The following is a 22,826-nucleotide window of genomic DNA, read 5'->3' on the forward strand; positions in this document are numbered from 1 at the left end:
CCCCAAACCTGGTCCTGAGCGTCGGCGCAGCGGCCTCAAGTGGGCTCCAATTACCGCGGAACCTGGAGGTTTCCTTCGAGGCCTCCGCTTCGCCCCGGCACCTCAGGACGAGGTCACGGGTAGGACTAGCGGCTCTTCGAAGCGCCGCGCCACGACAGGGATACCTTCATGACGGCAGCGGTACTCGGCGTGATGGGCGGCTCCGGCGTCTACGAGCTGCCGGGTCTCGAGGATGTCTGTGAGGAGCGCGTGGCTTCTCCCTGGGGCGAGCCCTCGGACGCCCTGCGGATCGGGCGGATCGGCGACACGAAAGTCGTATTTCTGGCCCGGCACGGGCGCGGCCACCGGCTCTCGCCATCGGGTATCAACTACCGCGCCAACATCGATGCCCTGAAGCGGGCAGGGGTCACCGATCTCGTCGCTCTCTCGGCCTGCGGTTCGTTCCGCGAGGAGCTGCCGCCGGGCCTGTTCGTCCTCGTCGACCAGTTCGTCGACCGCACCTACGGGCGTGCCTCCTCATTCTTCGGCGACGGCTGTGTCGCCCATGTCTCCCTCGCGCACCCGGTGGGTCCCGGTCTTCAGGCGCGGATCGCCCAGGCGGCTAAGGCCGAGCAGATCGCAGTGCACCGCGGCGGTACCTATGTCTGCATGGAGGGCCCGCAATTCTCCTCGCTGGCAGAATCCCGCGCCTACAAGGCACAGGGCTTCGACGTGATCGGCATGACCAACATGCCGGAGGCCAAGCTCGCCCGCGAGGCGGAGATCACCTACGCGACCATCGCGATGGTGACCGACTACGATTGCTGGCATCCCGGCCACGACGCCGTGGACGTGGCCTCCGTGATCGCGGTCGCCCGCGCCAATGCCGACAAGGCCGCGCGCGTGGTGGCACGGCTGGCGCGCGACTTTCCAGGCGAGCGCGAACCCTGTCCGGCGGGTTCCCACCGGGCGCTTGAGGGCGCGATCATGACGGCGCCTTCCGTGCGGGATCCGGCGCTGCTCGCGAAGCTCGACGCCGTGGCGGGACGGGTGCTGGCCGGCTAGGGAACGCCCTTTCCATTCCGAAGAGAGTCCCTCTAGAAGGCGGGGCGGCCACAATCGCCCCTGAGACGAAGTTCAGACCAAGATGCGCAGCGCCACCATCAGCCGGAAGACCGCGGAAACCGACATCGCGGTCTCCGTGGCTCTCGACGGGACCGGCCAATCGACGATAGCCACGGGAATCGGCTTCCTCGATCACATGCTGGATCTCCTGGCGCGGCACGCCCTCTTCGATCTCGACGTGAGGGTCGACGGCGACCTACACATCGACCAGCATCACTCGGCCGAGGATTGCGGCATCGCGCTCGGACAGGCCTTCGCCAAGGCACTCGGCGACAAGCGTGGCGTCACCCGCTACGCCGACATTCACCTGCCGATGGACGAGGCGCTCACCCGCGTCTGCGTCGATATCTCAGGTCGTCCTTTCCTGGTGTTCCGCACCGCCTTTCGGGTTGAGAAGATCGGAAATTTCGATACCGAGCTGGTGCGCGAGTGGTTCCAGGCCTTCGCGATGAATGCCGGGCTGACCTTGCACGTCGAGACGCTCTACGGGGACAACGCCCACCATATCGCGGAAAGCTGCTTCAAGGGACTGGCCCGGGCCTTGCGGAAGGCCGTGGCGATCGATCCGCGGGAGGAGGGGCGCGTTCCCTCCACCAAGGGCTCCCTGTAGACTTGTTGTCGTCGGGCGTCCGGATCGGCCACACGGCCCTCGCGGCGCACGCTGTCGGAGTTTCGCGATGCGGATGCGCAGCTACACGCTCCACCTGCCGGATGAGGCACGGCCGGGCGAGTCGATCGGCCTCGACCGCGCCAAGCTGGTGCGGGACGGCTTCTCGTGGTCGGCCTTCGCCTTCACCGTTGTGTGGTTCCTATTCCATCGCCTCTGGATCGCGGCACTGATCGTGTTGATCGGGCTCGTGGCGCTGGCGGGGCTGGGAATCTTCCTGGACCTGTCCACCGGCGCCGGCGTGTTCGTCACGGTCCTCGCAGCGTGGCTGATCGGACTCGAAGCATCGAGCCTTCGGCGCTGGACGCTGGCCCGGCGCGGGTGGCCGGCGCGCGATGCCGTAGTCGCATCGTCGCCCGAGGAGGCGGAGGCTCGGGCGCTGCAGCGCTGGATCGGAGCGAGCCCGACCGCACCCCGTGCCCCGTTCCCGAGCGGACCCAGCCGGCGCACGGACCCAGTCATCGGTCTGTTCCCTGCGCAGGAAGGCGCCCGGTGAGTCAGTGCGCGAGACGAGCATGAGCACTGAGATCGTCGCGATCATCGATTACGGGTCGGGAAACCTTCATTCCGCCGCCAAGGCCTTCGAGCGCGCCGCCCGCGAGAGCGGCCGCAACGCGCGGATCTGCCTGACGTCGGAGCCGGACGTGGTGGCTTCGGCCGACCGCGTCGTCCTGCCGGGCGTCGGCGCTTACGCGGATTGCCGTCGCGGGCTCGACGCGGTGCCCGGCATGGTCGAGGCGATGACGCATGCCGCCCATGAGGCCGGCCGCCCCTTCCTGGGGATCTGCGTCGGCATGCAGCTCCTCGCGACCCGCGGCCTTGAATACACCACGACCCCGGGCCTCGGCTGGATCCCGGGCGATGTCGGCCCGATCCGCCCGGCGGATCCGACGCTCAAGGTCCCGCATATGGGTTGGAACACCCTGCGAGCTGAACGCGACCACGCCCTCCTTACCGGGATCCCGACCGGCGCAGACGGCCTCCACGCCTACTTCGTACATAGCTACGCGCTCACACCCGAGCGCCCGGACGACGTGGTCGCCCGCGCAGAGTATGGCGGGCCGGTCACCGCCATGGTCGCGCGCGACAACGTCGCCGGCACGCAATTCCATCCCGAGAAGAGTCAGCGGCTGGGCCTCGCCCTCATCGCGAATTTTCTCAACTGGCGCCCGTGAGCGCGGTGCGGCCCCGACAAGAAGGACAGATGCGCCCGTGATCCTGTACCCGGCGATCGACCTGAAGGAGGGACGCTGCGTCCGCCTCATCCAGGGGGACATGGCGCAGGCCAAGGTCTTCGGCGACGATCCGGCGGCGCAGGCCGCGATCTTCGAGGCGCAGGGCTTCTCCTGGCTTCATGTGGTCGATCTCGACGGCGCCTTCGCGGGCGCGCCGCGCAACGCCGAGGCGGTGGACGCGATCCTCGCCCGCGTCACGGTCCCGGTGCAGCTCGGCGGCGGCATCCGCGAGATGAAGACTCTCGAGGGCTGGCTCGCGAAGGGTGTGGCACGGGTGATCATCGGCACCGCGGCGGTGCGCGACCCGGGCTTCGTCCGGGAAGCCGCACGCAAGCATCCGGGCAAGATCGCCGTCGGCATCGACGCGAAAGACGGCCGCGTCGCCGTCGAGGGCTGGGCACAGACGTCCAGCATGACGGCGGAGGAGCTGGGCCGCCGATTTGAGGACGCGGGTGTGGCGGCGATCATCTACACCGACATCGCCCGTGACGGGATCCTCAAGGGCCTGAACGTCGAGATGACCCTGGCGCTGGCGCAGGCCGTACGCATCCCGGTGATCGCCTCCGGCGGCCTCGCGTCGATCGACGATGTGCACCGCCTGCTGCAGCCGGATTGCGCTCTCATCGCCGGCGCGATCACGGGACGAGCGCTCTATGACGGCCGCATCGATCCGGCCGCGGCACTGGCGGCGATCGCTGCGGCGCGCGGCCGTGCTTCGTGATAGACCGTCTGTGTCGGAGGCGCCGAAGTGGGAGGCTTCGATGACGGCGTTGAAGACCCGGCCCGCATCGGCAGAAACGGCCTACACGAACGATTTCCATATCTGGACGCAGGAGCGGAGCGCGGGCCTGCGGTCGGTCGACCTCTCCGGCCCGGATCGCGGGAGCTTGGCTGATGAGATCGAGAGCTTGTTCAGGAGCCAGTTCGCCAGCGTGGTGAGCGCCTTGCGCGTCGTGCTGGTCCATATGCTGAAGTTCGACTTTCGACCCGTAAAGCGGACGCGAAGCTGGGCCATACCAATCGCGACCCATCGCGTCCTTATCGCGAAGGAACTTGCTGAGAGCCCAGGATTGAAGGGGCGCCTCGCCGAAGCCGTGGCGAAGGCGTACCGGGTCGCCCGCCTCAAGGCAGCCAGGGAAACGGGCTTCCTGGTGAAGCGCTTCCCAGCGGCCTGCCCATACACCTATCAGGACATCTTGGATCGCCCTATCGCGATCGATCCCGAAGCCTAACCGAACCCCCGGGACGCCGTGCTCAAGACCCGCATCATTCCCTGCCTCGACGTGAAGGACGGGCGCGTCGTGAAGGGCGTCCGCTTCGAGGGCCTGCGCGATGCCGGCGATCCCGTCGAGGCCGCCAAGGTCTACGACGCGGCCGGCGCCGACGAGTTGTGCTTCCTCGACATCACGGCGAGCCGGGAGGCCCGCGGCACGCTGCTCGACATCGTCAGCCGCACCGCCGAGGCCTGCTTCATGCCGCTCACTGTGGGCGGCGGCGTCCGAACCGTCGAGGACGTGCGCGCCCTGCTGCTCGCCGGCGCCGACAAGGTCGCGATCAACACCGCCGCCGTGAAGGATCCGGATCTCGTGGCGCGGGCCGCGGAAAAATTCGGCGCTCAATGCATCGTCGTGGCGATAGACGCCAAGCGCGTGTCGCCGCCCGGAGCGCCCGCCGCCTGGGAAATCTTCACCCACGGCGGCCGCGATCCCACCGGAATCGACGCCGTGGCCTTCGCGCGGCTGGTTGCCGGTAAGGGGGCCGGCGAGTTGCTGGTCACATCCATGGACAAGGACGGGACCCGCTCCGGCTACGACCTCGCCTTGACGCGGGCGATCAGCGATGCCGTGACGGTGCCGGTGATCGCGTCCGGCGGTGTTGGCGGCCTCGACGACCTCGTGGCCGGCGTGGCCGAGGGCGGGGCGAGCGCCGTCCTGGCAGCCTCCATCTTCCATTTCGGGCAGGCGAGCGTCGCCGAGGCGAAGGCGCACATGGCGGCCGCCGGTCTCGCTATACGTCTCGACGGTCCGGCTTCTTCGGCGAGGGCGCCTCAGTGAGCAGCTATCTTCTGGCGAACGCAAACCTCCTCGATCCCGAGACCGGCCGCCAGACCGCCGGCGCGATTCTCGTGCAAGACGGCCGCATCGCCGACATCGCCGCCGGACATGGTCCAGGCGCCCCGGCAGAGGCGGCGCGAATCGATTGTGCCGGGCATGTGCTGACGCCCGGTCTGATCGATATGCGGGCCTTCGTCGGCGAGCCGGGCGCCGAACACCGCGAGACCCTGGCCTCAGCGAGTGCCGCCGCCGCCGCGGGGGGCGTCACCACCCTGGTGTGCATGCCGGACACGAACCCGGTGATCGACGGACCAGCGATCGTCGACTTCGTGCTTCGGCGCGCCCGCGACACGGCGAGCGTCAACGTCCTGCCCGCCGCCGCCATCACCAAGGGTCTGGCCGGCCGGGAGATGACCGAGTTTGGGTTGCTCAAGGAAGCCGGCGCGGTCGCCTTCACCGACGGGTTGCGGGCCGTGGCGAACGCGCAAGTTTTGCGTCGCGCGCTGACCTACGCTCGGGATTTCGATGCGCTGGTGATGCAGCACGTCGAGGAGGCAGAGCTCGTCGCCGAAGGCGTGATGAACGAGGGCGAACTCGCCTCGCGTCTCGGCTTGATGGGGATCCCCCGCGAGGCCGAGACCGTGATGCTTGAACGGGACATCCGCCTCGTGCGGCTGACAGGTGCCCGCTACCACGCGGCGATGATCTCCTGCGCTGATTCCGTCGAGATCGTCCGCCGGGCCAAGGAGGACGGCCTGCCCGTGACCTGTGGCGTCTCGGTCAACAATCTCGTCCTCAACGAGAACGACATCGGCCATTACCGCACGTTCTGCCGGCTCTCGCCGCCCCTGCGCGACGAGGCCGACCGACAGGCCGTGGTGCGCGCACTGGGCGAGGGCGTGATCGACGTCGTCGTCTCCGATCACAATCCGCAGGATGTTGAAACCAAGCGCCTGCCCTTCGCCGAAGCGGCGGATGGCGCCCTGGGGATCGAGACCCTGCTCGGCGCCGCCCTGCGCCTCGTCCATACCGGCGATCTCGCCCTGCCCAAACTGATCGCGGCGCTGACCGTCAATCCGGGCCGCATCCTCGGTCGGAGCGCCGGGCGCCTCGTGGTCGGCGCCCCCGCCGACCTCATCCTGATCGATCCCGATCTGCCCTACGTGCTGGACAAGCGCCGGTTGAAGTCACGGTCAAAGAACTCGCCCTTCGACGAGGCGCGCCTGCAGGGGGCGGCCGTGTTAACGTTGGTCGGCGGCCGGATCGTTCACGCGACCGAAGACTATCCGGTGGCCGCCTGATGCCACCTGATCTCGTGACCCCGGCCGCGCTGGGCGGCCTCCTCCTCGGCTACGCCCTGGGCTCGATCCCATTCGGGTTGATCCTGACGCGGTTCGCCGGGCTCGGTGATGTGCGGGCGATCGGCTCGGGCAACATTGGCGCCACCAACGTACTCCGGACAGGGCGGAAGGGCTTGGCCGCTGCAACCCTGCTGGGCGACGCCCTCAAGGGGACCGCCGCAGTGCTGATCGCCCGGAATCTGGGCGAGGGCCCGGCGCTCGCCGCCGGTCTGGGAGCGTTCTTGGGCCACCTCTTCCCGATCTGGCTCGGATTCAAGGGCGGCAAGGGCGTTGCGACGTTTATCGGTGTCCTCCTCGCCTTCAGCCCGCCCGCGCTGGGCATCTTCGCCGCGATCTGGCTCGGCCTCGCCTTCGCTCTCAAGTATTCGTCGCTCGCGGCGTTGGCGGCGTCCGCGGTGACACCCGTGATCTTGTGGGCTGTCGGCGCGCCGGCCCAAGCTTTGCTGTTTCTCATCTTGGGCATGCTGCTATGGTGGAAGCACGCGCCCAACATTCGCCGACTCGCGGCCGGCACGGAGGGGCGCATCGGCCAGAAAGGCTGAGCGCGCGACGCGCACCGTGGGGGATGCATGCAGCTCACCGATGCGCAGCGGATCGAATGGCTGCGTCTGATCCGGACCGAGGGTGTCGGCCCCCGCACCTTCCGCGCCCTCGTCAATCGCTTCGGCGGCGCCTCCACGGCCCTCGACGCGCTTCCGGACCTCACCCGCCGCCAGGGCCGGCGCATCGCGCCACCGAGCCGGGCACAGGCCGAGGACGAGATCGCGGCCCTTGGCCGTCTGGGTGGCCGGTTCATCGCCTCCGGCGAGGCGGATTATCCCCGGCTGCTCCAGCGCACCGACGCCGCCCCTCCGCTCCTGGCGCTCCGCGGCGCGCCGATCCTGAGCCAGCCCGCCGTCGCATTGGTGGGCTCGCGTAACGCCTCGACTGCCGGGCTTGCCTTCACGGAGCGCCTGAGCCGCGGACTCGGCGAGGCCGGCCTCGTCGTCGTCTCGGGCCTCGCCCGGGGCATCGACGTGCGGGCCCACAGGGCGAGCCTGCAGACCGGGACCGTCGCGGTGATGGCCGGCGGCCAGGACCGGATCTACCCGGCGAGCCATGCGACGCTGGTCGAGGCGATCCTGGCGGAGGGCGGCGCGGTGCTCGCTGAAATGCCGATGGGATGGGAACCGCGCGGACGCGACTTTCCCCGGCGCAACCGCATCATCTCGGGCCTCGCCTACGGCACCGTCGTCGTAGAGGCAGCGCGGCGCTCCGGCTCGCTCATCACGGCACGCTTCGCCCTGGAGCAGAACCGGGAGGTCTTCGCGGTGCCGGGTTCGCCGCTCGATCCCCGGGCAGAGGGTACCAACGACCTGATCCGACAGGGCGCCACCCTCGTTTCGGACGTGTCCCACGTCCTGGACGTCCTCGGCCCGATCATCGAGGGCGGCCCGGATGCAGAGGTGGCGCCCGCCCGCGGCGGCCCGGATCTCGCAGAGCAGCCGGACTTCTGGGACGAGATCGACCTCGACGCCTACGCCGCGGCCCCATGCAACCTGCCGGACCTCTTCAGTCGAGGCCCGACCGGCGTATACGACGAGCCTGAGGACGATCCGTCCGAACCCTTCGATCCCCGCGCGCGGATCGTCGCTCTCTTGAGCCCCAGCCCAGTCGGCACCGACGACTTGGCGCGGAGCGCGGGGGTCGGGGCGAGGGTGGTGCAGACCGTCCTGCTGGAGCTGGAACTGGACGGCCGGATCGAACGCCACGCCAGTGGCACGGTCTCGCTCGTCAGCCGCTGATTGGATCCTCCGCAGCGTCTGCGTCGGCCAGGTTGCGCATCACGTCGAGACAGCCTTGAAGTATGTAGGCGGCGGCGAGCTTGTCGACCAACTCGCCGCGGCGGGCTCGCGAGGCGTCGGCCTCGATCAGCGCCCGGGTGACCACGGCGGTCGACAGGCGTTCGTCGAAGAAGACGTGGGGCAGCGGCAGGATCGGCGCGAGGTTGCGCATGAAGGCGCGGGTCGATTGCACCCGGGGCCCCTCGCTGCCGTCCATGTTCAGCGGCAGGCCGACGACGAGGCCGCCCACGGCGTGCTGCCGGCACAGGGCGGCGAGCCGCTGCGCGTCCGGTGTGAACTTCACCCGTCGGATCGTCTCCAGCGGCGTCGCGATCTGGCGGCCCAGGTCGGACAGGGCGAGCCCGATCGTCTTGGTGCCGAGGTCGATGCCGATCAGCCGTGCCCCGCCCTGAGATGCGGCCGCGAACGCACGGATCGCGTCGTGGTTCATGGTGCCGCCTGCGCGCTTCGGGCCAGGGTCGCTTCGGAGAAGCCCTCGAACCGGGCAGGGAGCGGTTCCTGGCCGGGTCCGAGGACCAGGGCAGCCGCCGGGCCGATGACCCGCGCGAAGAAGTCAAAAAGGCTCTCGCCGCCGAACAGGACCGTCACGAGGTCGGGCGCGAGCAGCCAGATGTCGTACTCCTCGCCACCGCCCGACACATCCCAAAACAGGAAGCTGCCATCGTCGCCCGCGGCGAAGAAGCAAGCGCGCTCGACCACGCTCGGATCGTCGCCCGCGACATCGAAGCGGTGAGGCTCCGACCCGTCCTCCAGCATCTGCACGGCGGCGCCAACGCTGTGGGCAATGAGACCGGCTTGGCTCAGCAGATCGCTGGCCTCGAACGGAACCGGGACGGCGATCCTGAACCGTTCGGCCGCCAAGCCGACGCCGCAGGTTCGACAGAAGGCCCGATAGGAGGCCGGCAGCGCGAAGCCCAATTCCGCCGCCGCGCGGTCGAGGGCTGCGGCGTCGGCCGTCAGACCCGGCGTCAGACTGAGAAACAGCCGCTCCCACATCGCTTCCGCCCCGCCATCCACAGCCTTAACCCTCTCCGTAGATCACCCCGGCTGCGCGCGGAGCCGTTCACCAATAGGTAGGTTAACGCATCGTTAACCCACACCCCGGGTACCGCCTTGTCGACGACCGGCCCGCTCAATCGCTCCGCTCCGGCTCCGCGCCGCCACGCGCTCACGCGCAAGCACTGCTGGATGCTGCTGCTCGCCTTCGAGATCCTTGTTGCCGGCTTCACACAATCCCTGGTGCGGCCAGCACGGCAGGCCGGGATCAGCATCGAGATCTCGGTGACGCCGAACCACGTCGTGACCTGAACGACGTCTCGGCGCAACGGCTCCGGCATCGGTCGGCTTTGTCCCGACGATTTAGGGAGCGCCAAGCCTTTGCGGCGTGGCGCGTTGCGGCGCGTCGAAACCCGATGCTATAGCCCGATCGATCTCGGGAGGCTGCTCCCGATCTGGATTGAACGGGACGGCATGTCGGTCGACGAGAAGACGGTTCGGCGCATCGCGCATCTGGCGCGGATCGCAGTCACCGACGACGAGGTCGGACCGCTTCAGGGCGAGCTCAACGCCATCCTCGCCTTCGTCGAGCAACTCAGCACCGTTGATGTCTCCGGGGTCGAGCCGATGACCTCGGTCACCCCGATGGCGATGAAGAAGCGCGAGGACGTGGTCACGGAGGGCGGCCGCGCCGCCGACGTGGTGGCCAACGCCCCCGAGACCGAGGACAACTACTTCCTCGTCCCGAAGGTGGTCGAGTAGCCCTTGCGGGCTGAATTTTCCGGGCCGGATCTTTGGCGAGCAGGCGCGACGACGCGCGGGGACGTGAACAGCGTGAATCCGAACGAACTCACCCTGGCCGAGGCGCGCGACGCTCTGAAGGCGAAGCGGATCTCGGCCCGCGAGCTGTTGCAGGCTCACCTCGACGCGATGGGCAAGGCCCGCGCGCTGAACGCCTACCTGTTGGAGACGCCGGACCACGCCCTGCAGATGGCTGAGGCCTCGGACCAGAAGATCGCCGCCGGCGCGGCACGGCCGCTGGAGGGCATCCCCCTCGGGATCAAGGATCTCTTCTGCACCGACGGCGTGACCACCACGGCGGGCTCGAAGATCCTGGAAACCTTCGAGCCGCATTACGAATCGGCGGTCTCGGCCAACCTGTGGCGCGACGGCGCCGTGATGCTCGGCAAGCTCAACCTCGACGAATTCGCCATGGGCTCGTCCAACGAGACCAGCGCCTTCGGCAACGTGGTCTCTCCCTGGCGCCGCAAGGGGTCTGACGCGCCGCTGGTGCCCGGCGGCTCGTCGGGAGGCTCGGCCGCCGCCGTTGCGGCGCGGCTCTGCCTCGGCGCCACCGCAACCGATACCGGCGGTTCTATCCGCCAGCCTGCCGCCTTCACCGGGACGGTCGGGATCAAGCCGACCTACGGGCGCTGCTCCCGCTGGGGGACGGTGGCATTTGCCTCCTCCCTCGATCAGGCGGGCCCGATTGCCCGCACGGTCCGCGACTGCGCGATCCTGCTCGGCTCCATGGCCGGCCCCGATCCGCGCGACACGACCTGCGCCGACCTCGCGGTGCCGAATTTCGAGGCCGCGGTGTCGCGCGGCGTCAAGGGCCTGACCATCGGGATCCCGAAGGAGTACCGGGTCGACGGCATGCCGGCCGAGATCCAGAAGCTCTGGGACGAGGGCGCCGCATGGCTCAAGGCGGCCGGCGCGACCCTCAAGGACATCTCGCTGCCGCACACGTCCTACGCGCTGCCGGCTTACTACATCGTCGCCCCGGCCGAGGCCTCCTCGAACCTCGCCCGCTACGACGGCGTGCGCTACGGCCTGCGCGTCCCGGGCAAGGACATCGCCGGGATGTACGAGAACACCCGCGCGGCCGGGTTCGGCCGCGAGGTGAAGCGCCGGATCATGATCGGCACCTACGTGCTGTCGGCCGGCTATTACGACGCCTACTACGTCCGCGCGCAGAAGATCCGCACGCTGATCAAGCGCGACTTCGAGGTCGCCTACGCCGACGGCGTCGATGCGATCCTCACCCCTGCCACCCCGTCGGCCGCCTTCGGCATCGGCGAGAAGGCCTCGGCCGACCCGGTGGAGATGTACCTCAACGACGTGTTCACCGTGACGGTGAACATGGCCGGGCTGCCGGGCATCGCCGTGCCGGCGGGGCTCGACGCCCAAGGGTTGCCCCTCGGGCTGCAGCTCATCGGCCGGCCCTTCGACGAGGAGACGCTGTTCGCGGTGGCCCAGGTCATTGAGGACGCGGCCGGCCGGACCGTCCTCCCAGAGCCCTGGTGGGCATGACCGTTCCCTTCTACCCCTGGACCGTCTGGATCTGGGCCGGGTTCGACCCGGCGCTGATCGTCGTGGCCGTCTATCTCGGCTGGACCGCCAGCCAGTTCGGCAAGCTGTTCATCGCGGCGATCGCGGCGTTCGCCTTCTCCGTGCTGTTCTCCTACGCGGTGAGCGCGGCCGGCATCCCTTGGCCGGCGCCCATCACCCATGACGGGCCGACTTTCTTCCCGGTCCGCGCCGTCGCGGCACTGCTCTGGGCAATCGCCGGCTACGGCGCACGCCGGGCCGTGGGACGCCGCGCTTGATCTTTTCGCGAAGCGGCCCGTAAGTGGCCGGACACAATCAGCTCCCACCCGCGACCTCATCCTGAGGCGCTGGAGCGCAGCGGAGGCCTCGAAGGAGCCCTCCAGCCGGTCGCGCGATCCCTGGAGCCCTCCTTTGAGGCCCGCCGGCGTGGGCACCTCGGGATGAGGTTGCGGGTGGGAGATACCCGCCAAGCTCATCTCGGCCCAAACGACCATGAACGCACCCGTCGACCCCAAGAAGCTGATCAAGGGCGGCCTCCACGACTGGGAGGTGATCGTCGGCATGGAGATCCACGCCCAGGTTGCCAGCCGGGCGAAGCTGTTCTCCGGAGCTTCGACCGAGTTCGGCGGTGAGCCGAACGATCACGTCTCGCTCGTCGATGCCGCGATGCCCGGCATGCTGCCGGTGATCAATGCCGAGTGCGTGGCCCAGGCCGTCCGCACCGGCCTCGGCCTCAAGGCCAGGATCAACCTGCGCTCGGTGTTCGACCGGAAGAACTACTTCTACCCGGACCTACCGCAGGGCTATCAGATCTCACAGTACAAGGACCCGATCGTCGGCGAAGGCGAGGTGCTGGTCGACATGGCCGACGGCTCGTCGATTACTGTCGGCATCGAGCGCCTGCATCTGGAGCAGGATGCCGGGAAGTCGCTGCACGACCAGGACCCAACCCGCAGCTTCGTCGACCTCAACCGCTCGGGCGTGGCGCTGATGGAGATCGTCTCGCGGCCTGACCTGCGCTCCTCCGAGGAAGCGAAGGCCTACGTGACCAAGCTGCGCACGATCCTGCGCTATCTCGGCACCTGCGACGGCGACATGGAGAAGGGCAGCCTTCGTGCTGACGTGAACGTCTCCGTGCGCCGCCCCGGCGAACCGCTGGGCACGCGTTGCGAGATCAAGAACGTCAACTCGATCCGCTTCATCGGGCAGGCGATCGAGACTGAAGCCCGGCGCCAGATCGCGATTTTGGAGGATGGCGGCACGATCGAGCAGGAGACCCGCCTGTTCGACCCGAACAAGGGCGAGACGCGCTCGATGCGCTCCAAGGAGGAAGCCCACGATTACCGCTACTTCCCCGATCCGGACCTATTGCCGCTGGAGTTCGATCAGGCCTTCGTCGACGCGCTCGCCGGAGAGCTGCCGGAACTGCCGGACGCCAAGAAGGCGCGATTCGTCGCCGATTACGGGCTGTCGCCCTACGATGCCGGCGTGCTGGTCGCCGAGCGTGCGTCCGCCGACTATTACGAGGCGGTGGCGAAGGGCCGGGACGGCAAGGCCGCAGCCAACTGGGTGATCAACGAGCTGTTCGGGCGCCTCAACAAGGAAGGACTATCCATCGAGGCCACGCCGGTCTCAGCCCAGCAGCTCGGCGCAATCGTCGACCTGATCGGCGAGGGCGTGATCTCCGGCAAGATCGCCAAGGACCTGTTCGAGATCGTCTGGACGGAGGGTGGCGACCCGCGCGCCGTCGTCGAGAGCCGCGGGATGAAGCAGGTGACCGACACGGGCGCCATCGAGGCGGCCGTGGACCAGATCATAGCGGCCAATCCCGACAAGGTCGCTCAGGCCAAGGAGAAGCCGACGCTGCTCGGCTGGTTCGTCGGCCAGACCATGAAGGCGACCGGCGGCAAGGCGAACCCAGCCGCGGTGAACGCGCTCTTGAAGGCGAAGCTCGGGATCGATTGATCCCGGGCTCACCCGCCTGCAGGGTCTGGCGACGCCGTCCTTGCGAGCGGGGCCATCGAGACACATTGAAATCCCGCCGCGGCCGAGCCGGGCAGGTGATGGACGAACAGATCCTGGCTTCAGAAGGAAACCGCGGCGGAACGGCTCAAAGTGGGGCCTTTCGCGCATTCGAAGACGTGCCGTGTTGGCCGCTTCTGCGCCCCTGGAGCCGCTTCCGTCCGGCTGTTCGTATGGTGCCGCTGGGTGTCGGGCCGAACCTGTCCCGATTCCGTCTAGGCGGCGTTCCGCTGCGGTGGAGTCATGCCTGTCTCCTCCAGCCTCTGGCGACCGTGACCATTGTCAAACCTGACCACGTCAAGGTTTTCGGCCGGTCCATGCCCGCTCTCGCTAAGCACAGATGAAGACTGCGCCCGTCTCTCAGCATGGTCAATAGCTATTTCGTGGGGCCGTTGCATTTTCCGGCCGGCGACAGGCCGCCGCCGCGATGCACGCAAACGCGATCAAGGCCTTGGATCGATCGTGCGGCATCGCGAAAATATTGCCTGGCGCGCGAGTTATTTGCCGGCACCCATGTTGTTCTCGACCAAGAAGCGGATGCCGCGATCGAAGGACTCGTCCGTGTCGCCGCGAAGGTCGACGCTGTAGGCCCGCTCCGGCGCGTTCCCCGCGAGGGGCTTCACGTACACGTTGAGGTTCAGGATCAGGTTCGACACCTTCTGGACCTCACCGGTGATCGCCACGTCGGCGCCGAGCTTGCGGGCCATCTGGTCGGCGCAGCCGTTGCACCGCCGCAGGTCGGCGCTCTTGGCGACCTCCTCCCGGACCGGATCGACCGAGACCACGGTGAAGAGCCCCTTTTTCGCGAGCAGATCTCGCAGTTCGGCGCTGACCCGCTTCAGGCGCGCGGTGTCGGCCGCGTCGCTCGGGACCGGCGAAAGGTTTGAGAACTGGAAGTCGAACACCGCGGCCTTCTCGGGCGCGGCACGGGCGGCGCCCGTCAGCATCAGGAGGCAGCCGGCGAGCAGCGTGGATCGGTTCATGCACATCTCCCCAAGAATGGACTCACGGGGACAACCAGCGGAGCGAAGATGCGGCCCCTCGGCTTTTCTCAGCGCCGGTCAGCTTCCCGGGTCCGGTCGGCGGACGTGTTCGCGAGGCCGGATATGCGCTCACGCAGATCCATGAACCAGTTCGGTGTCGGCGCCCGGCCGCCGTTGACGACCACCGTCGCGGTCATGCCGGCGATCAGCGGGACGTTCGGTGGAACGTGATCGATGCGGATCCGCACCGGGACGCGTTGGGCAAGCCGGACCCATGTGTAGACCGGATTCACGTCCGGCAGGCCCTGCGTGCTCGCGGCGGCGTTGGCCGTGGAGATGCCCAAGGTGATGCTCTCGACCGTCCCCTTCAGTTGGGGATCGAAGCCCATCAGCTTGACGTCGGCCGTGTCACCCACGCGGATGTTGGGCATCTTCGTCTCCTCGAAGTACCCGTCGATCCAGAACGAATCAGTGTCGACCACGTTGATGTTCGAGGTGCCGGTGCGGGCGTAGTCGCCGACCCGCATCAGAAGGTTGGTCACGCGGCCGTTGACGGTCGATCGCACCTGGGTGCGCTCAAGGTTGACTTTGGCCTGCCGCAGCTGCGCCTGCGCGCTCTCGAGAGTGGCCTCCGCGATCTTGGCGGTGCCGGCGTATTGCTGCTTCTCCTCGATCGACGTTGAGACCGTGGTGAGCGCCTGACGTCGGGCGGACTGGGCATTCTTGACCTGTAAGTCGGCCTCGCGGTTCTTAACCTCGGCATCCGCCGAAGTCACTGAGACCTCGAAGTCGATCGGATCGATCACATAAAGGATATCGCCCTTTCGGACGTTCTGATTGTCCTGAACACGGACTTCTATGATTTGACCGGAGACTTGCGGGGCGATGTTGGCGACCTGCACGCGGACTGCTCCGTCGCGGGTCCAGGGTGCCACCACGTAGAACTGCCACACGTAGATCGCCGCCACGAGAGCGACCAGCAGGATCAGCCCGGTCGCGGCCAATCGGAAGACCTTGGCGGCCCGACCCCGGCGCGGGAGGGTGGGCAGGCGATCGTCGGTGCGTTTCTCAGGATCCGTCGTGCCCGCGCGCGAGGCGGGCTTGGGATCATCCTCGTCGGCGGTCGTGTCGGGCATTCAGATCAACGCGATGAGAAGAGCGAGGACGCAGACGTAGATGCCGGCCTCGGCGAGCGGGGCGTTGGCAACGTAGCGGCTGAAGCGGATGCGCGCGAAGAACCAGCGCAGGACGAGCAGGACCACGAAGGCAGCCAGAGCATAGGCGACGAAGGAGGAAATCAGCACGCCGCCGATATGGATATCCTCGTACATCTCTGCCTCGAAAGCTGCGTCCCTCAGAATAGCGCGATTCCGAGCCGCTGGAGGAAACGCCGATACCGCGCGATGGTGCGCGACGCGGTGACGAGGTCGCTTGCCGCCCGCGCGGTCGTGAGCCGCACCGTTCTGTCCTGGGCGGATGCGGCGCGAATCATGTCGCGGGCTGCGTGTTCGAGGGCGCGGTCGTCACCGGCCGCGAGGCCGGTGCGCGCCCGAAGGATCGCATCGCGGAGACTCGGCACGGGCCAGAGGCGCCGCAGCTCCGCATGGGCCCGAGCGGCCGCCGCCTCGAGCCGGGCCAACGCAAGAGCGTGCGAGAGGTCGGCCCGCCGCACCGCGCCGCTGGCCGAACTGTAGGCGGCGAACTGGAAGACGCGGTCCGCATTCAGGCTCGTCCGCGTGGTAGCGTCGCCGCCTTCGCCCACCAGCGCATCGGCCAAGTCGCGTCGCGCTGAATCGAGGGCGAAGACGCGCTGCTGCGCGGGGGTGATCGGGAGCACCAGACGCACCACGATCGACAGGATGACCGCCGACACGACCACCAGGAACGCGTTCAGCAGGAAGCTCTGCGCATCGTAGGACTGAGGATTCGCCGGGCTCAGCAAGACCGGAAAGAACACGATCACGATGAAGCCGATGCCGAAGGTCTTCGGGTTCAGCGACAGGAAGCAGCCGAAGAAGATCACCGGCGCCATCACCATCGCGAGCATGGGAAAGCCCTGCACGCCGTTGAGGAAGGCGAACCGGGCGATGCCGGCGAACGTGGCGGCGAGGCACATCCCGATCACGACGCCGTTGGCGAATTTCTTGGGATCCGGTGTGACCGAAGACAGGGCCGCCGTCGCAGCGACTTGCACCAAAGCGAAGGTGGCCTGTGGCAGGCCGAGCGCCAGGAAGGTGGCTGCCGTCACGGCGAAGGCGATGGCGACCCGAAGGGCGCCGCGCAGGGCGACCGGGAAGTCCCGGTGCGTCGGCAGGCGGGCGTCACGGAACGGGCGGTGGCCGTCCGCAACGGCCCGGATCCCATCCTGCGCGAAGGTGGCCGCGCAGACGAAATCCAGAGCGCGCTGAAGGACTACTACCTCGTCGAGCGGCCGATGGCCGTCCCGGATCGCGGCTTCGACCAGGTCACGCAGCCGCTCGTCGTCCCGGTCGAGGGCTTCGGCATCGGGCGCATCGGCGACCCGCCGACAGATCGCCATAGCCTCCGCGACGGCGGGGCTCGGGCTGCGCAGGCAGGCGGCCGCCGCGGCCACCGCGCGGATCGCCGCCGCCATGACGTAGAGCGCAGCGATGCAGCTGCGCGCCCCGGCGGCGCGGAAGGGCCCGTCGTCGAGTTCCCCCGCGATGGCGCTGGCATCGGCGCGCATCGGCGCGATGGTTCTGATCAGCGCGGCGGTGCGCCCCGGGCCGAGATCGCCAGCGGTGAGTGTCTCGCGAGCATAGGACCGCGTTCCGTCCCAGGCCGTCCGGAGTTGCGGCAGCAGCGACCGCCACGTGCTCGGCGACGCCAGCGCATCGTTGATGAAGGTGATGACGACGATCCCGAGCACGATCACCGCGACGCGGGAGACGGCAGCGTCGAAGGTTCCCTGCGGTTCGTCGATCTGGCCGAGGGCGATGATCGCCACGGTGTATCCGGATAGCATGGCGCCGTAGGCCCGGGTGTCCTGCAGGTACTGCGCGACGAAGACGCAGAGGCCGAGCCAGACCGTGAAGGAGAGGAGCAGGAGCACCCGGTCCTGCCCGAACAGCGCCATGACCAGGATCGACACGACGGCGCCGACGAGCGTGCCGAGGAGGCGATAGACGGCCTTGGAGATTGCCTGTCCCCGTTTTGGCTGCGCGAGGATCGCCACGCAGGTCGCGGCCGAGGAGGCGCTGTCGAGCTGGAGCCAGAAGGCAAGCGCCAGCGCCACCATCATGGCGAGCCAGATGCGCAGGGCAAAGGCCCAGGCCGCCGGCTTCGGCACCCAGGCGTCGAGGATCGCGATGACGCGATCCAGGATCGAGACCTGAGGCTGGGCGGACACGGCCTCAGCCATGCCCGGCCAGCCCGTGCTCGATGCACCGACGCGGCGCGGGTCGACCCATCATGACGGCACTCGCCAGCGATCCGTTTCCCGGCAGGAGCAACATCCGAGAAGCTCCGCGGTTCGAGACCGGCTCAGGCTTTGTCGTTGCCCTTCAGGCGCTTGTTGCACTTGCTCCAGAACTGAGGCCATTTCGGCCCCTGCGCGGTCTTCTGCGCGTCGGGCAGTCCCCGCCACTCGGCACCGCACTTCTTCTGGCGCTCGCGGGCGGCGGTCTGGCCCGGGCTCGGCTGCTTCGCGGCCGGCGCCTCGGTTGCCGCGGGGGTCTTCGCGGGGGCCTCCTTGGCGAGAACGGGCTGCATGACGAGGAGCGGCACGGACAGGGCCGCGATCCTGACGAGTCTGTTGATCATCGAAGCTTCCCCCTTCGGCGTCGCGACGACGCCCGGGCACCAGTCTCGCCGGTGCGGCGCAGCCGCGGCAAGTCGGCCCCGCGATCTGCCAACAGGCGGCGCGTCATATGTCGCAAACGTGAGACCTCCTCCGACGCTGCCCTTGAGCGCGGCCGGGAAATCGTCTTCACTGACAGGGTTGTCCGAGATCGGCGGAGGAACACCGCGTCGCCGATCGATCGGTCGAGGAGCAGGCAGAGCATGGCAGCGGTGTCCGGGCGGCCGATCGACGTCCATACCTGGAGCACGCCGAACGGTTGGAAGATCCCGATCATGCTGGAGGAGTGCGAACTCCCCTATCGGATCGTCCCGGTCGATATCGCCAAGAATGAGCAGTTCGCCCCGGATTTCCTGGCGATCTCACCCAACAACAAGATTCCCGCCATTGTCGATCCGGACGGTCCGGGCAGACGGCCGATCTCCATCTTCGAGTCGGGCGCGATCCTGCAGTATCTCGGCCGTAAGACCGGCCAATTCTACCCGGCGGATGAGCGCGCCCGGATCGTCGTGGACGAGTGGCTGTTCTGGCAGGTGGCGGGCTTCGGGCCGATGCTGGGGCAGACGCACCACTTCAAGATCTACGCGCCCGAGAAGGTGCCGTACGCCATCGACCGGTTCACCACCGAGGCCAAGCGCCTCTACGGTGTGCTGGAACGTCGGCTAGACGGTCGGGCCTACCTCGCCGACGACTACTCCATCGCCGACATCGCCACGTTCACCTGGGCGAAGCTCAACTTCAAGCAGGGCGTCGACATCAACACCCTGCCCAACGTCGCCCGATGGCTGGACAGCATTCTCGCGAGGCCGGCGGTGCAGCGCGGCCTCGCGGCGATCTGACGGACGCTCAGTTCTTGTTGGCGGCCTGCTGGTTCACGTCCGGAACCTTAGTCCAGGTCTGGGAGCCGCACAGGACCTTCAGCATGCAGCCGGACACGCTCAGTTCGGCATCGCTCTCGCGCTCAAGGCTGACCGTATAGATCTTGCCTTCCTCGATATTGTAGAGTTCGCCGGTGAATTTCTCATCATCCGGCTTCAGACCTTCGATGAGCTGCAGCCCGATCACCGGGCGAGCGCGCTTCTTCGGATCGGGATTCTTGAGGTCGGTGCGCGGGGCGCCGTTGTCGAAGGTCGGCGCCTTCAGCCAGACGACCTTCCCGCAGACGAGCTTCTGACCGGGACCGCAACGGTCGATCCGGATCTTGGCGCGGCCGTCGCCGGTGAGCCATGTGCCGGAAGGATCCTTGGCGGTGTCGGCGGCAGCGGCGGAGAGGCCGGCGAGCAGCAGGCCGGCGCTGAGAGCGAGTCGCATGGTTCGTCTCCGGAATTGGGGCGTCCCGGACGCCCTGAGGGGTGGACGAAGTTGATGGACGCCAGTGAGCCGCCGCATTCCGGCGATTTTTCGGCAGTGTTGCGGCAGCGCCACGGCCGCGCTTGTCCGGCATCGCCCAGTTGCGCGGCTTGAGGCACCGGGGGGCGCCCGCTATAAGCCCGGCGCCGAAGCGAAATTTTCGCTGCCGCGCCGCGTCCGGGATGCCGACGTGCCGCGCGCTTTTTCCACAGACAGACCGGACGCACCATGGCCACCGAGCGCACCTTCTCGATCCTGAAGCCCGACGCGACGCGGCGGAACCTGACTGGCGCGGTGAACGCCGTGATCGAGGAGGCGGGCCTGCGCATCGTCGGCCAGCGCCGCATCCGCATGACCAAGGCGCAGGCCGAGAAGTTCTACGAAGTGCACAAGGAGCGCCCGTTCTTCGGTGAGCTCGTCACCTTCATGACCTCCGGCCCGGTGGTGGTCCAGGTTCTCGAGGGCGAGAATGCCGTGGCCAAGTATCGCGAGGTCATGGGCGCCACGAACCCCGCTCAGGCCGCCGAGGGCACCATCCGCAAGAAGTTCGCCGAGTCGGTCGGCGAGAACACCGTCCACGGCTCGGACAGCGCCGAGAACGCCAAGATCGAGATCGCGCAGTTCTTCCAGGACTCCGACATCGCCGCTTGAGGCGTCGCACGGTGGCGGCCCGGGCACACCGGGCCGCCTTCATTTCGCAGTGCACCCGGCGCTGCGGTGAATGCCGCCGGGTGTGACCGGGCCGTCCTTGACGGGACGGAGCCCGGAAGAGTCCAACGGCTGAGCTTAGCCAATCTCAGCTCCGGACCAACCGACCATGACGATGCGCCGCCTGCCTCTGCTGATCGCGACCGGCCTGTTCGCCCTCGGCGCGACCGCTGCCCTCGCGGGCGGATCCTCGGCCCCGTTCCAGCAGTACGAGCCGGATCCGGCCCTCAAGACCGCCACCAAGGCCAACCTCGAAGGCCGCGTGCGTCATGCCTGCACCATCGTCCAGGCCCGCATGACCAGCGCCACCGAGGCCTCCCTGGAGCGGCCCTGCGGCTGCTACGCCCGCCAGACCCTGCGCAGCCTCGACGCGTCCGAGATCGAAGCCTACCGCACCACCGGCTATTTCAACGATTCCGCCCGGGCGAAGGCGCTCGCGGCGCTCGACAGCTGCAAGCTACAGCGCCCGGTCTGAGCACCTCAAGGCTGCGAGGTTCCGCCGACCGTTCTTGCGAGCGGCGCGAAGCAACCCAGCGCAGAGAAACGTCGGCGAGCGTGGCGGAGCGCGATTGCTTCGCTCCGCTCGCAAAGACCTGGGCACGCCGGTATGGCTGTCCTTACAGGCTGAACAGCACGCCGTCCGGCCCGTCGGCGTCGATCACGACCCGCCCGTCCTGCAGGCGGGCACCGCCGCCCGCCACCAGCGCGAGTACCGCTGGGTAGAGCCGGCGCTCCTGCACGATCACGCGGTCCGCGAGGCTTTCGGGATCATCATCCTGCCGAACCGGGATCGCGGCCTGGGCGACGATCGGGCCGGCGTCGAGCTCCGGCACGACGAAGTGGACCGTGCAGCCATGCAGGCGCACGCCCGCCTCCAGCGCCTGCCGATGCGTGTGCGTGCCCTTGAACAGCGGCAGGAGCGAGGGGTGGATGTTGAGCATCCGGCCCGCCCAGGACGCCACGAAGTCAGGCGTCAGGATCCGCATGAAGCCCGCGAGGCATACGAGGTCGACATCGGCCGCCTGCAGGGCGGCATCGAGGGCGGCGTCGAAGCCGGCACGGTCCGCGAAAGCCGTGTGGTCGATGGCCTGCGTCGGGATGCCAGCCGCGGCCGCACGCGCGAGTCCGGCGGCCTCCGGGCGGTTCGACAGGACCAGCACGATCTCGGCCGGGAAATCGGGGTGCCGCGCCGCCTCCAGCAGCGCCACCATGTTCGAGCCGCGCCCAGAGATCAGGATCGCCACGCGGGTCTTTCGGGCGGCCGCCATCAGAGGGCGAGGCGGCCGGTGAACGTCACGGGCTCGGAGCCGCGCGGCGTGATCCGGCCGAGCCGCACGGGCGTCTCGCCGGCCCGGGTCAGGGCCTCGTCGACGTCGTCCACTGCGTCGGCGGCGGCGATCACCACCATGCCGATCCCGCAATTGAACGTGCGCAGCATCTCAGCCTCGGCGACGCCGCCCGCGCGGGCGAGCCAGCCGAAGACCGGCGGCGGGGTCACCGCGTCGAGGTCGATGGCGATCCCGACATCGTCCGGCAGGACCCGCGGCAGGTTGTCGGGGAATCCGCCGCCGGTAATGTGGGCGAGCGCCCGGATGCCGTCCGTGGCGCCCAGCGCGGCGAGCAACGGCTTTACGTAGATCCGGGTCGGCTCCAGGAGCGCCTCGCCGAGGCTGCGCCCGGGCTCGAACGGGGCCGGATCATCCCAGCCGAGGCCGCTCTTGGCGACGATTCGCCGGACCAGCGAGAAGCCGTTGGAATGCACCCCGGAGGAGGGCAGGCCCAGCACCGCGTCGCCGGGGCGTATGCCCGGTCGCGGCAGCAGCGCGCCTCGCTCGGCGGCGCCCACCGAGAACCCAGCGAGGTCGTAGTCGGAGCCGTCGTAGAGGCCTGGCATCTCGGCCGTCTCGCCGCCGATCAGCGCGCAGCCCGCCTGCCGGCAACCGTCGGCGATGCCCCGCACGATATCGGCGCCGACACCCGGGACCAGCTTGCCGGTGGCGTAGTAGTCGAGGAAGAACAGCGGCTCGGCGCCCTGGACGATGATGTCGTTGACGCACATGGCCACGAGGTCGATGCCGATCGTGTCGTGGCGGCCGGTCTCGATGGCGATCTTGACCTTGGTCCCCACGCCGTCGTTGGCCGCCACCAGGATCGGGTCGCGGAAGCCCGCGGCCTTCAGGTCGAACAGGCCGCCGAACCCGCCGATCTCGGCGTCGGCGCCGGGGCGCCGGGTCGAGCGCACCAGCGGCTTGATCGTCTCGACCATGGCGTTGCCGGCGTCGATGTCGACGCCCGCCGCCGCGTAGGTCAGCCCCGTCTTCGGCTGGTTGCCGTCCTCGCCCGTCATGCCT

Annotated in this window: 28 protein-coding genes; 18 read left to right on the forward strand and 10 right to left on the reverse strand. The window is 68.5% G+C overall.

Going from position 1 to position 22,826, the window contains the following annotated elements; all coding sequences use genetic code 11:
* Positions 1-168 precede the first annotated feature (168 nt).
* The 10 genes from MMSR116_RS16165 (at position 169) to dprA (ending at position 8,205) form a co-directional block, all read left to right on the forward strand.
* On the forward strand, positions 169-1,044 hold the full coding sequence (locus MMSR116_RS16165; RefSeq protein ID WP_010682072.1) for an S-methyl-5'-thioadenosine phosphorylase: 876 nt from the start codon (positions 169-171) through the stop codon (positions 1,042-1,044).
* Positions 1,045-1,126: 82 nt separating this feature from the next.
* The gene (gene hisB / locus MMSR116_RS16170) at positions 1,127-1,714 is read left to right on the forward strand and encodes an imidazoleglycerol-phosphate dehydratase HisB (protein WP_010682071.1); all 588 of its coding nucleotides are present in this window, start codon (positions 1,127-1,129) and stop codon (positions 1,712-1,714) included.
* A gap of 73 nt (positions 1,715-1,787) precedes the next feature.
* On the forward strand, positions 1,788-2,267 hold the full coding sequence (locus MMSR116_RS16175) for a DUF2628 domain-containing protein (RefSeq protein ID WP_039892489.1): 480 nt from the start codon (positions 1,788-1,790) through the stop codon (positions 2,265-2,267).
* A gap of 19 nt (positions 2,268-2,286) precedes the next feature.
* A complete protein-coding gene (gene hisH, locus MMSR116_RS16180; RefSeq protein WP_010682069.1) occupies positions 2,287-2,946 on the forward strand; it encodes an imidazole glycerol phosphate synthase subunit HisH in 660 nt (219 codons plus the stop codon).
* A 37-nt stretch (positions 2,947-2,983) separates the two neighbouring features.
* Complete coding sequence (hisA, locus tag MMSR116_RS16185; RefSeq protein WP_010682068.1) at positions 2,984-3,727, forward strand: 1-(5-phosphoribosyl)-5-[(5-phosphoribosylamino)methylideneamino]imidazole-4-carboxamide isomerase; 744 nt, start codon at positions 2,984-2,986, stop codon at positions 3,725-3,727.
* A gap of 40 nt (positions 3,728-3,767) precedes the next feature.
* The gene (locus tag MMSR116_RS16190) at positions 3,768-4,238 is read left to right on the forward strand and encodes a DUF29 domain-containing protein (protein ID WP_010682067.1); all 471 of its coding nucleotides are present in this window, start codon (positions 3,768-3,770) and stop codon (positions 4,236-4,238) included.
* A gap of 18 nt (positions 4,239-4,256) precedes the next feature.
* Entirely contained in the window at positions 4,257-5,060 is an 804-nt protein-coding gene (gene hisF, locus MMSR116_RS16195) for an imidazole glycerol phosphate synthase subunit HisF (protein ID WP_010682066.1), read from the forward strand.
* On the forward strand, positions 5,057-6,361 hold the full coding sequence (locus tag MMSR116_RS16200) for a dihydroorotase (RefSeq protein ID WP_010682065.1): 1,305 nt from the start codon (positions 5,057-5,059) through the stop codon (positions 6,359-6,361). The genes hisF and MMSR116_RS16200 overlap by 4 nt, the downstream gene beginning before the upstream one ends.
* Complete coding sequence (gene plsY / locus MMSR116_RS16205) at positions 6,361-6,963, forward strand: glycerol-3-phosphate 1-O-acyltransferase PlsY (RefSeq protein ID WP_010682064.1); 603 nt, start codon at positions 6,361-6,363, stop codon at positions 6,961-6,963. The genes MMSR116_RS16200 and plsY overlap by 1 nt, the downstream gene beginning before the upstream one ends.
* Positions 6,964-6,990: 27 nt before the next feature.
* The gene (gene dprA / locus MMSR116_RS16210; protein WP_010682063.1) at positions 6,991-8,205 is read left to right on the forward strand and encodes a DNA-processing protein DprA; all 1,215 of its coding nucleotides are present in this window, start codon (positions 6,991-6,993) and stop codon (positions 8,203-8,205) included.
* Here dprA and ruvX read toward each other — a convergent pair.
* Both ruvX and MMSR116_RS16220 read right to left on the reverse strand, forming a co-directional pair.
* Positions 8,195-8,695 carry a Holliday junction resolvase RuvX gene (gene ruvX / locus MMSR116_RS16215; RefSeq protein ID WP_010682062.1) on the reverse strand — a complete coding sequence of 167 codons (501 nt, stop codon included), beginning with the start codon at positions 8,693-8,695 and terminating at the stop codon, positions 8,195-8,197. The genes dprA and ruvX overlap by 11 nt on opposite strands.
* Complete coding sequence (locus tag MMSR116_RS16220) at positions 8,692-9,261, reverse strand: SMI1/KNR4 family protein (protein ID WP_039892180.1); 570 nt, start codon at positions 9,259-9,261, stop codon at positions 8,692-8,694. Before MMSR116_RS16220 ends, ruvX begins: the two co-directional genes overlap by 4 nt.
* Positions 9,262-9,378: 117 nt before the next feature.
* Between MMSR116_RS16220 and MMSR116_RS16225 the strand changes: the two genes are divergently transcribed.
* The 5 genes from MMSR116_RS16225 to gatB all read left to right on the forward strand — a co-directional run bounded on the left by MMSR116_RS16225 (position 9,379) and on the right by gatB (position 13,557).
* On the forward strand, positions 9,379-9,573 hold the full coding sequence (locus tag MMSR116_RS16225) for a hypothetical protein (RefSeq protein ID WP_010682060.1): 195 nt from the start codon (positions 9,379-9,381) through the stop codon (positions 9,571-9,573).
* Between the two features lie 162 nt (positions 9,574-9,735).
* Positions 9,736-10,023: an Asp-tRNA(Asn)/Glu-tRNA(Gln) amidotransferase subunit GatC gene (gene gatC / locus MMSR116_RS16230; protein WP_039892179.1), complete on the forward strand. Its 288-nt coding sequence runs from the start codon at positions 9,736-9,738 to the stop codon at positions 10,021-10,023.
* Between the two features lie 72 nt (positions 10,024-10,095).
* Positions 10,096-11,574 carry an Asp-tRNA(Asn)/Glu-tRNA(Gln) amidotransferase subunit GatA gene (gene gatA, locus MMSR116_RS16235; protein WP_010682058.1) on the forward strand — a complete coding sequence of 493 codons (1,479 nt, stop codon included), beginning with the start codon at positions 10,096-10,098 and terminating at the stop codon, positions 11,572-11,574.
* Positions 11,571-11,870, forward strand: coding sequence for a hypothetical protein (locus MMSR116_RS16240; RefSeq protein ID WP_010682057.1), 300 nt, complete (start codon positions 11,571-11,573; stop codon positions 11,868-11,870). Before gatA ends, MMSR116_RS16240 begins: the two co-directional genes overlap by 4 nt.
* Positions 11,871-12,084: 214 nt before the next feature.
* The gene (gene gatB / locus MMSR116_RS16245) at positions 12,085-13,557 is read left to right on the forward strand and encodes an Asp-tRNA(Asn)/Glu-tRNA(Gln) amidotransferase subunit GatB (RefSeq protein WP_010682056.1); all 1,473 of its coding nucleotides are present in this window, start codon (positions 12,085-12,087) and stop codon (positions 13,555-13,557) included.
* 554 nt (positions 13,558-14,111) lie between these two features.
* On the opposite strand, the gene MMSR116_RS16250 is transcribed toward gatB, so the two are convergent.
* The 5 genes from MMSR116_RS16250 to MMSR116_RS16270 all read right to left on the reverse strand — a co-directional run bounded on the left by MMSR116_RS16250 (position 14,112) and on the right by MMSR116_RS16270 (position 18,380).
* Positions 14,112-14,597 carry a DUF3280 domain-containing protein gene (locus MMSR116_RS16250; RefSeq protein ID WP_010682055.1) on the reverse strand — a complete coding sequence of 162 codons (486 nt, stop codon included), beginning with the start codon at positions 14,595-14,597 and terminating at the stop codon, positions 14,112-14,114.
* A gap of 68 nt (positions 14,598-14,665) precedes the next feature.
* Entirely contained in the window at positions 14,666-15,733 is a 1,068-nt protein-coding gene (locus tag MMSR116_RS16255) for an efflux RND transporter periplasmic adaptor subunit (RefSeq protein WP_010682054.1), read from the reverse strand.
* Complete coding sequence (locus MMSR116_RS16260; RefSeq protein WP_010682053.1) at positions 15,734-15,928, reverse strand: DUF1656 domain-containing protein; 195 nt, start codon at positions 15,926-15,928, stop codon at positions 15,734-15,736.
* A 23-nt stretch (positions 15,929-15,951) separates the two neighbouring features.
* A complete protein-coding gene (locus MMSR116_RS16265; RefSeq protein ID WP_010682052.1) occupies positions 15,952-17,979 on the reverse strand; it encodes an FUSC family protein in 2,028 nt (675 codons plus the stop codon).
* Positions 17,980-18,101: 122 nt separating this feature from the next.
* Complete coding sequence (locus MMSR116_RS16270; protein WP_010682051.1) at positions 18,102-18,380, reverse strand: hypothetical protein; 279 nt, start codon at positions 18,378-18,380, stop codon at positions 18,102-18,104.
* Between the two features lie 240 nt (positions 18,381-18,620).
* Here MMSR116_RS16270 and MMSR116_RS16275 point away from each other — a divergent pair, with 240 nt between their 5' ends.
* Positions 18,621-19,256: a glutathione S-transferase N-terminal domain-containing protein gene (locus tag MMSR116_RS16275; protein WP_010682050.1), complete on the forward strand. Its 636-nt coding sequence runs from the start codon at positions 18,621-18,623 to the stop codon at positions 19,254-19,256.
* 7 nt (positions 19,257-19,263) lie between these two features.
* Here the strand turns inward: MMSR116_RS16275 and MMSR116_RS16280 are convergent, their stop codons facing one another.
* Positions 19,264-19,728: a DUF2147 domain-containing protein gene (locus tag MMSR116_RS16280; RefSeq protein ID WP_010682049.1), complete on the reverse strand. Its 465-nt coding sequence runs from the start codon at positions 19,726-19,728 to the stop codon at positions 19,264-19,266.
* A gap of 267 nt (positions 19,729-19,995) precedes the next feature.
* Between MMSR116_RS16280 and ndk the strand changes: the two genes are divergently transcribed.
* Complete coding sequence (gene ndk, locus MMSR116_RS16285) at positions 19,996-20,418, forward strand: nucleoside-diphosphate kinase (RefSeq protein WP_010682048.1); 423 nt, start codon at positions 19,996-19,998, stop codon at positions 20,416-20,418.
* Between the two features lie 166 nt (positions 20,419-20,584).
* On the forward strand, positions 20,585-20,950 hold the full coding sequence (locus tag MMSR116_RS16290; RefSeq protein ID WP_010682047.1) for a hypothetical protein: 366 nt from the start codon (positions 20,585-20,587) through the stop codon (positions 20,948-20,950).
* Positions 20,951-21,092: 142 nt separating this feature from the next.
* Here MMSR116_RS16290 and purN read toward each other — a convergent pair whose 3' ends face one another.
* Positions 21,093-21,743 (reverse strand): phosphoribosylglycinamide formyltransferase, encoded by a 651-nt coding sequence (gene purN / locus MMSR116_RS16295; RefSeq protein WP_010682046.1) that lies wholly within the window; start codon positions 21,741-21,743, stop codon positions 21,093-21,095.
* On the reverse strand, positions 21,743-22,822 hold the full coding sequence (gene purM / locus MMSR116_RS16300) for a phosphoribosylformylglycinamidine cyclo-ligase (RefSeq protein WP_039892176.1): 1,080 nt from the start codon (positions 22,820-22,822) through the stop codon (positions 21,743-21,745). The genes purN and purM overlap by 1 nt, the downstream gene beginning before the upstream one ends.
* Between the last annotated feature and the right edge of the window lie 4 nt (positions 22,823-22,826).

This window comes from Methylobacterium mesophilicum SR1.6/6, from assembly GCF_000364445.2.
Lineage (GTDB): Bacteria > Pseudomonadota > Alphaproteobacteria > Rhizobiales > Beijerinckiaceae > Methylobacterium > Methylobacterium mesophilicum_A.

Bases quoted from the DNA above. Each gene is read 5' to 3' on its own strand.
- MMSR116_RS16165 (WP_010682072.1), top strand. From the start codon at position 169: ATGACGGCAGCGGTACTCGGCGTGATGGGCGGCTCCGGCGTCTACGAG.
- hisB (WP_010682071.1), top strand. From the start codon at position 1,127: ATGCGCAGCGCCACCATCAGCCGGAAGACCGCGGAAACCGACATCGCG.
- MMSR116_RS16175 (WP_039892489.1), top strand. From the start codon at position 1,788: ATGCGCAGCTACACGCTCCACCTGCCGGATGAGGCACGGCCGGGCGAG.
- hisH (WP_010682069.1), top strand. From the start codon at position 2,287: ATGAGCACTGAGATCGTCGCGATCATCGATTACGGGTCGGGAAACCTT.
- MMSR116_RS16190 (WP_010682067.1), top strand. From the start codon at position 3,768: ATGACGGCGTTGAAGACCCGGCCCGCATCGGCAGAAACGGCCTACACG.
- plsY (WP_010682064.1), top strand. From the start codon at position 6,361: ATGCCACCTGATCTCGTGACCCCGGCCGCGCTGGGCGGCCTCCTCCTC.
- dprA (WP_010682063.1), top strand. From the start codon at position 6,991: ATGCAGCTCACCGATGCGCAGCGGATCGAATGGCTGCGTCTGATCCGG.
- ruvX (WP_010682062.1), bottom strand. From the start codon at position 8,695: ATGAACCACGACGCGATCCGTGCGTTCGCGGCCGCATCTCAGGGCGGG.
- MMSR116_RS16220 (WP_039892180.1), bottom strand. From the start codon at position 9,261: ATGTGGGAGCGGCTGTTTCTCAGTCTGACGCCGGGTCTGACGGCCGAC.
- gatC (WP_039892179.1), top strand. From the start codon at position 9,736: ATGTCGGTCGACGAGAAGACGGTTCGGCGCATCGCGCATCTGGCGCGG.
- MMSR116_RS16240 (WP_010682057.1), top strand. From the start codon at position 11,571: ATGACCGTTCCCTTCTACCCCTGGACCGTCTGGATCTGGGCCGGGTTC.
- gatB (WP_010682056.1), top strand. From the start codon at position 12,085: ATGAACGCACCCGTCGACCCCAAGAAGCTGATCAAGGGCGGCCTCCAC.
- MMSR116_RS16250 (WP_010682055.1), bottom strand. From the start codon at position 14,597: ATGAACCGATCCACGCTGCTCGCCGGCTGCCTCCTGATGCTGACGGGC.
- MMSR116_RS16255 (WP_010682054.1), bottom strand. From the start codon at position 15,733: ATGCCCGACACGACCGCCGACGAGGATGATCCCAAGCCCGCCTCGCGC.
- MMSR116_RS16260 (WP_010682053.1), bottom strand. From the start codon at position 15,928: ATGTACGAGGATATCCATATCGGCGGCGTGCTGATTTCCTCCTTCGTC.
- MMSR116_RS16265 (WP_010682052.1), bottom strand. From the start codon at position 17,979: ATGGCTGAGGCCGTGTCCGCCCAGCCTCAGGTCTCGATCCTGGATCGC.
- MMSR116_RS16270 (WP_010682051.1), bottom strand. From the start codon at position 18,380: ATGATCAACAGACTCGTCAGGATCGCGGCCCTGTCCGTGCCGCTCCTC.
- MMSR116_RS16275 (WP_010682050.1), top strand. From the start codon at position 18,621: ATGGCAGCGGTGTCCGGGCGGCCGATCGACGTCCATACCTGGAGCACG.
- MMSR116_RS16280 (WP_010682049.1), bottom strand. From the start codon at position 19,728: ATGCGACTCGCTCTCAGCGCCGGCCTGCTGCTCGCCGGCCTCTCCGCC.
- ndk (WP_010682048.1), top strand. From the start codon at position 19,996: ATGGCCACCGAGCGCACCTTCTCGATCCTGAAGCCCGACGCGACGCGG.
- MMSR116_RS16290 (WP_010682047.1), top strand. From the start codon at position 20,585: ATGACGATGCGCCGCCTGCCTCTGCTGATCGCGACCGGCCTGTTCGCC.
- purN (WP_010682046.1), bottom strand. From the start codon at position 21,743: ATGGCGGCCGCCCGAAAGACCCGCGTGGCGATCCTGATCTCTGGGCGC.
- purM (WP_039892176.1), bottom strand. From the start codon at position 22,822: ATGACGGGCGAGGACGGCAACCAGCCGAAGACGGGGCTGACCTACGCG.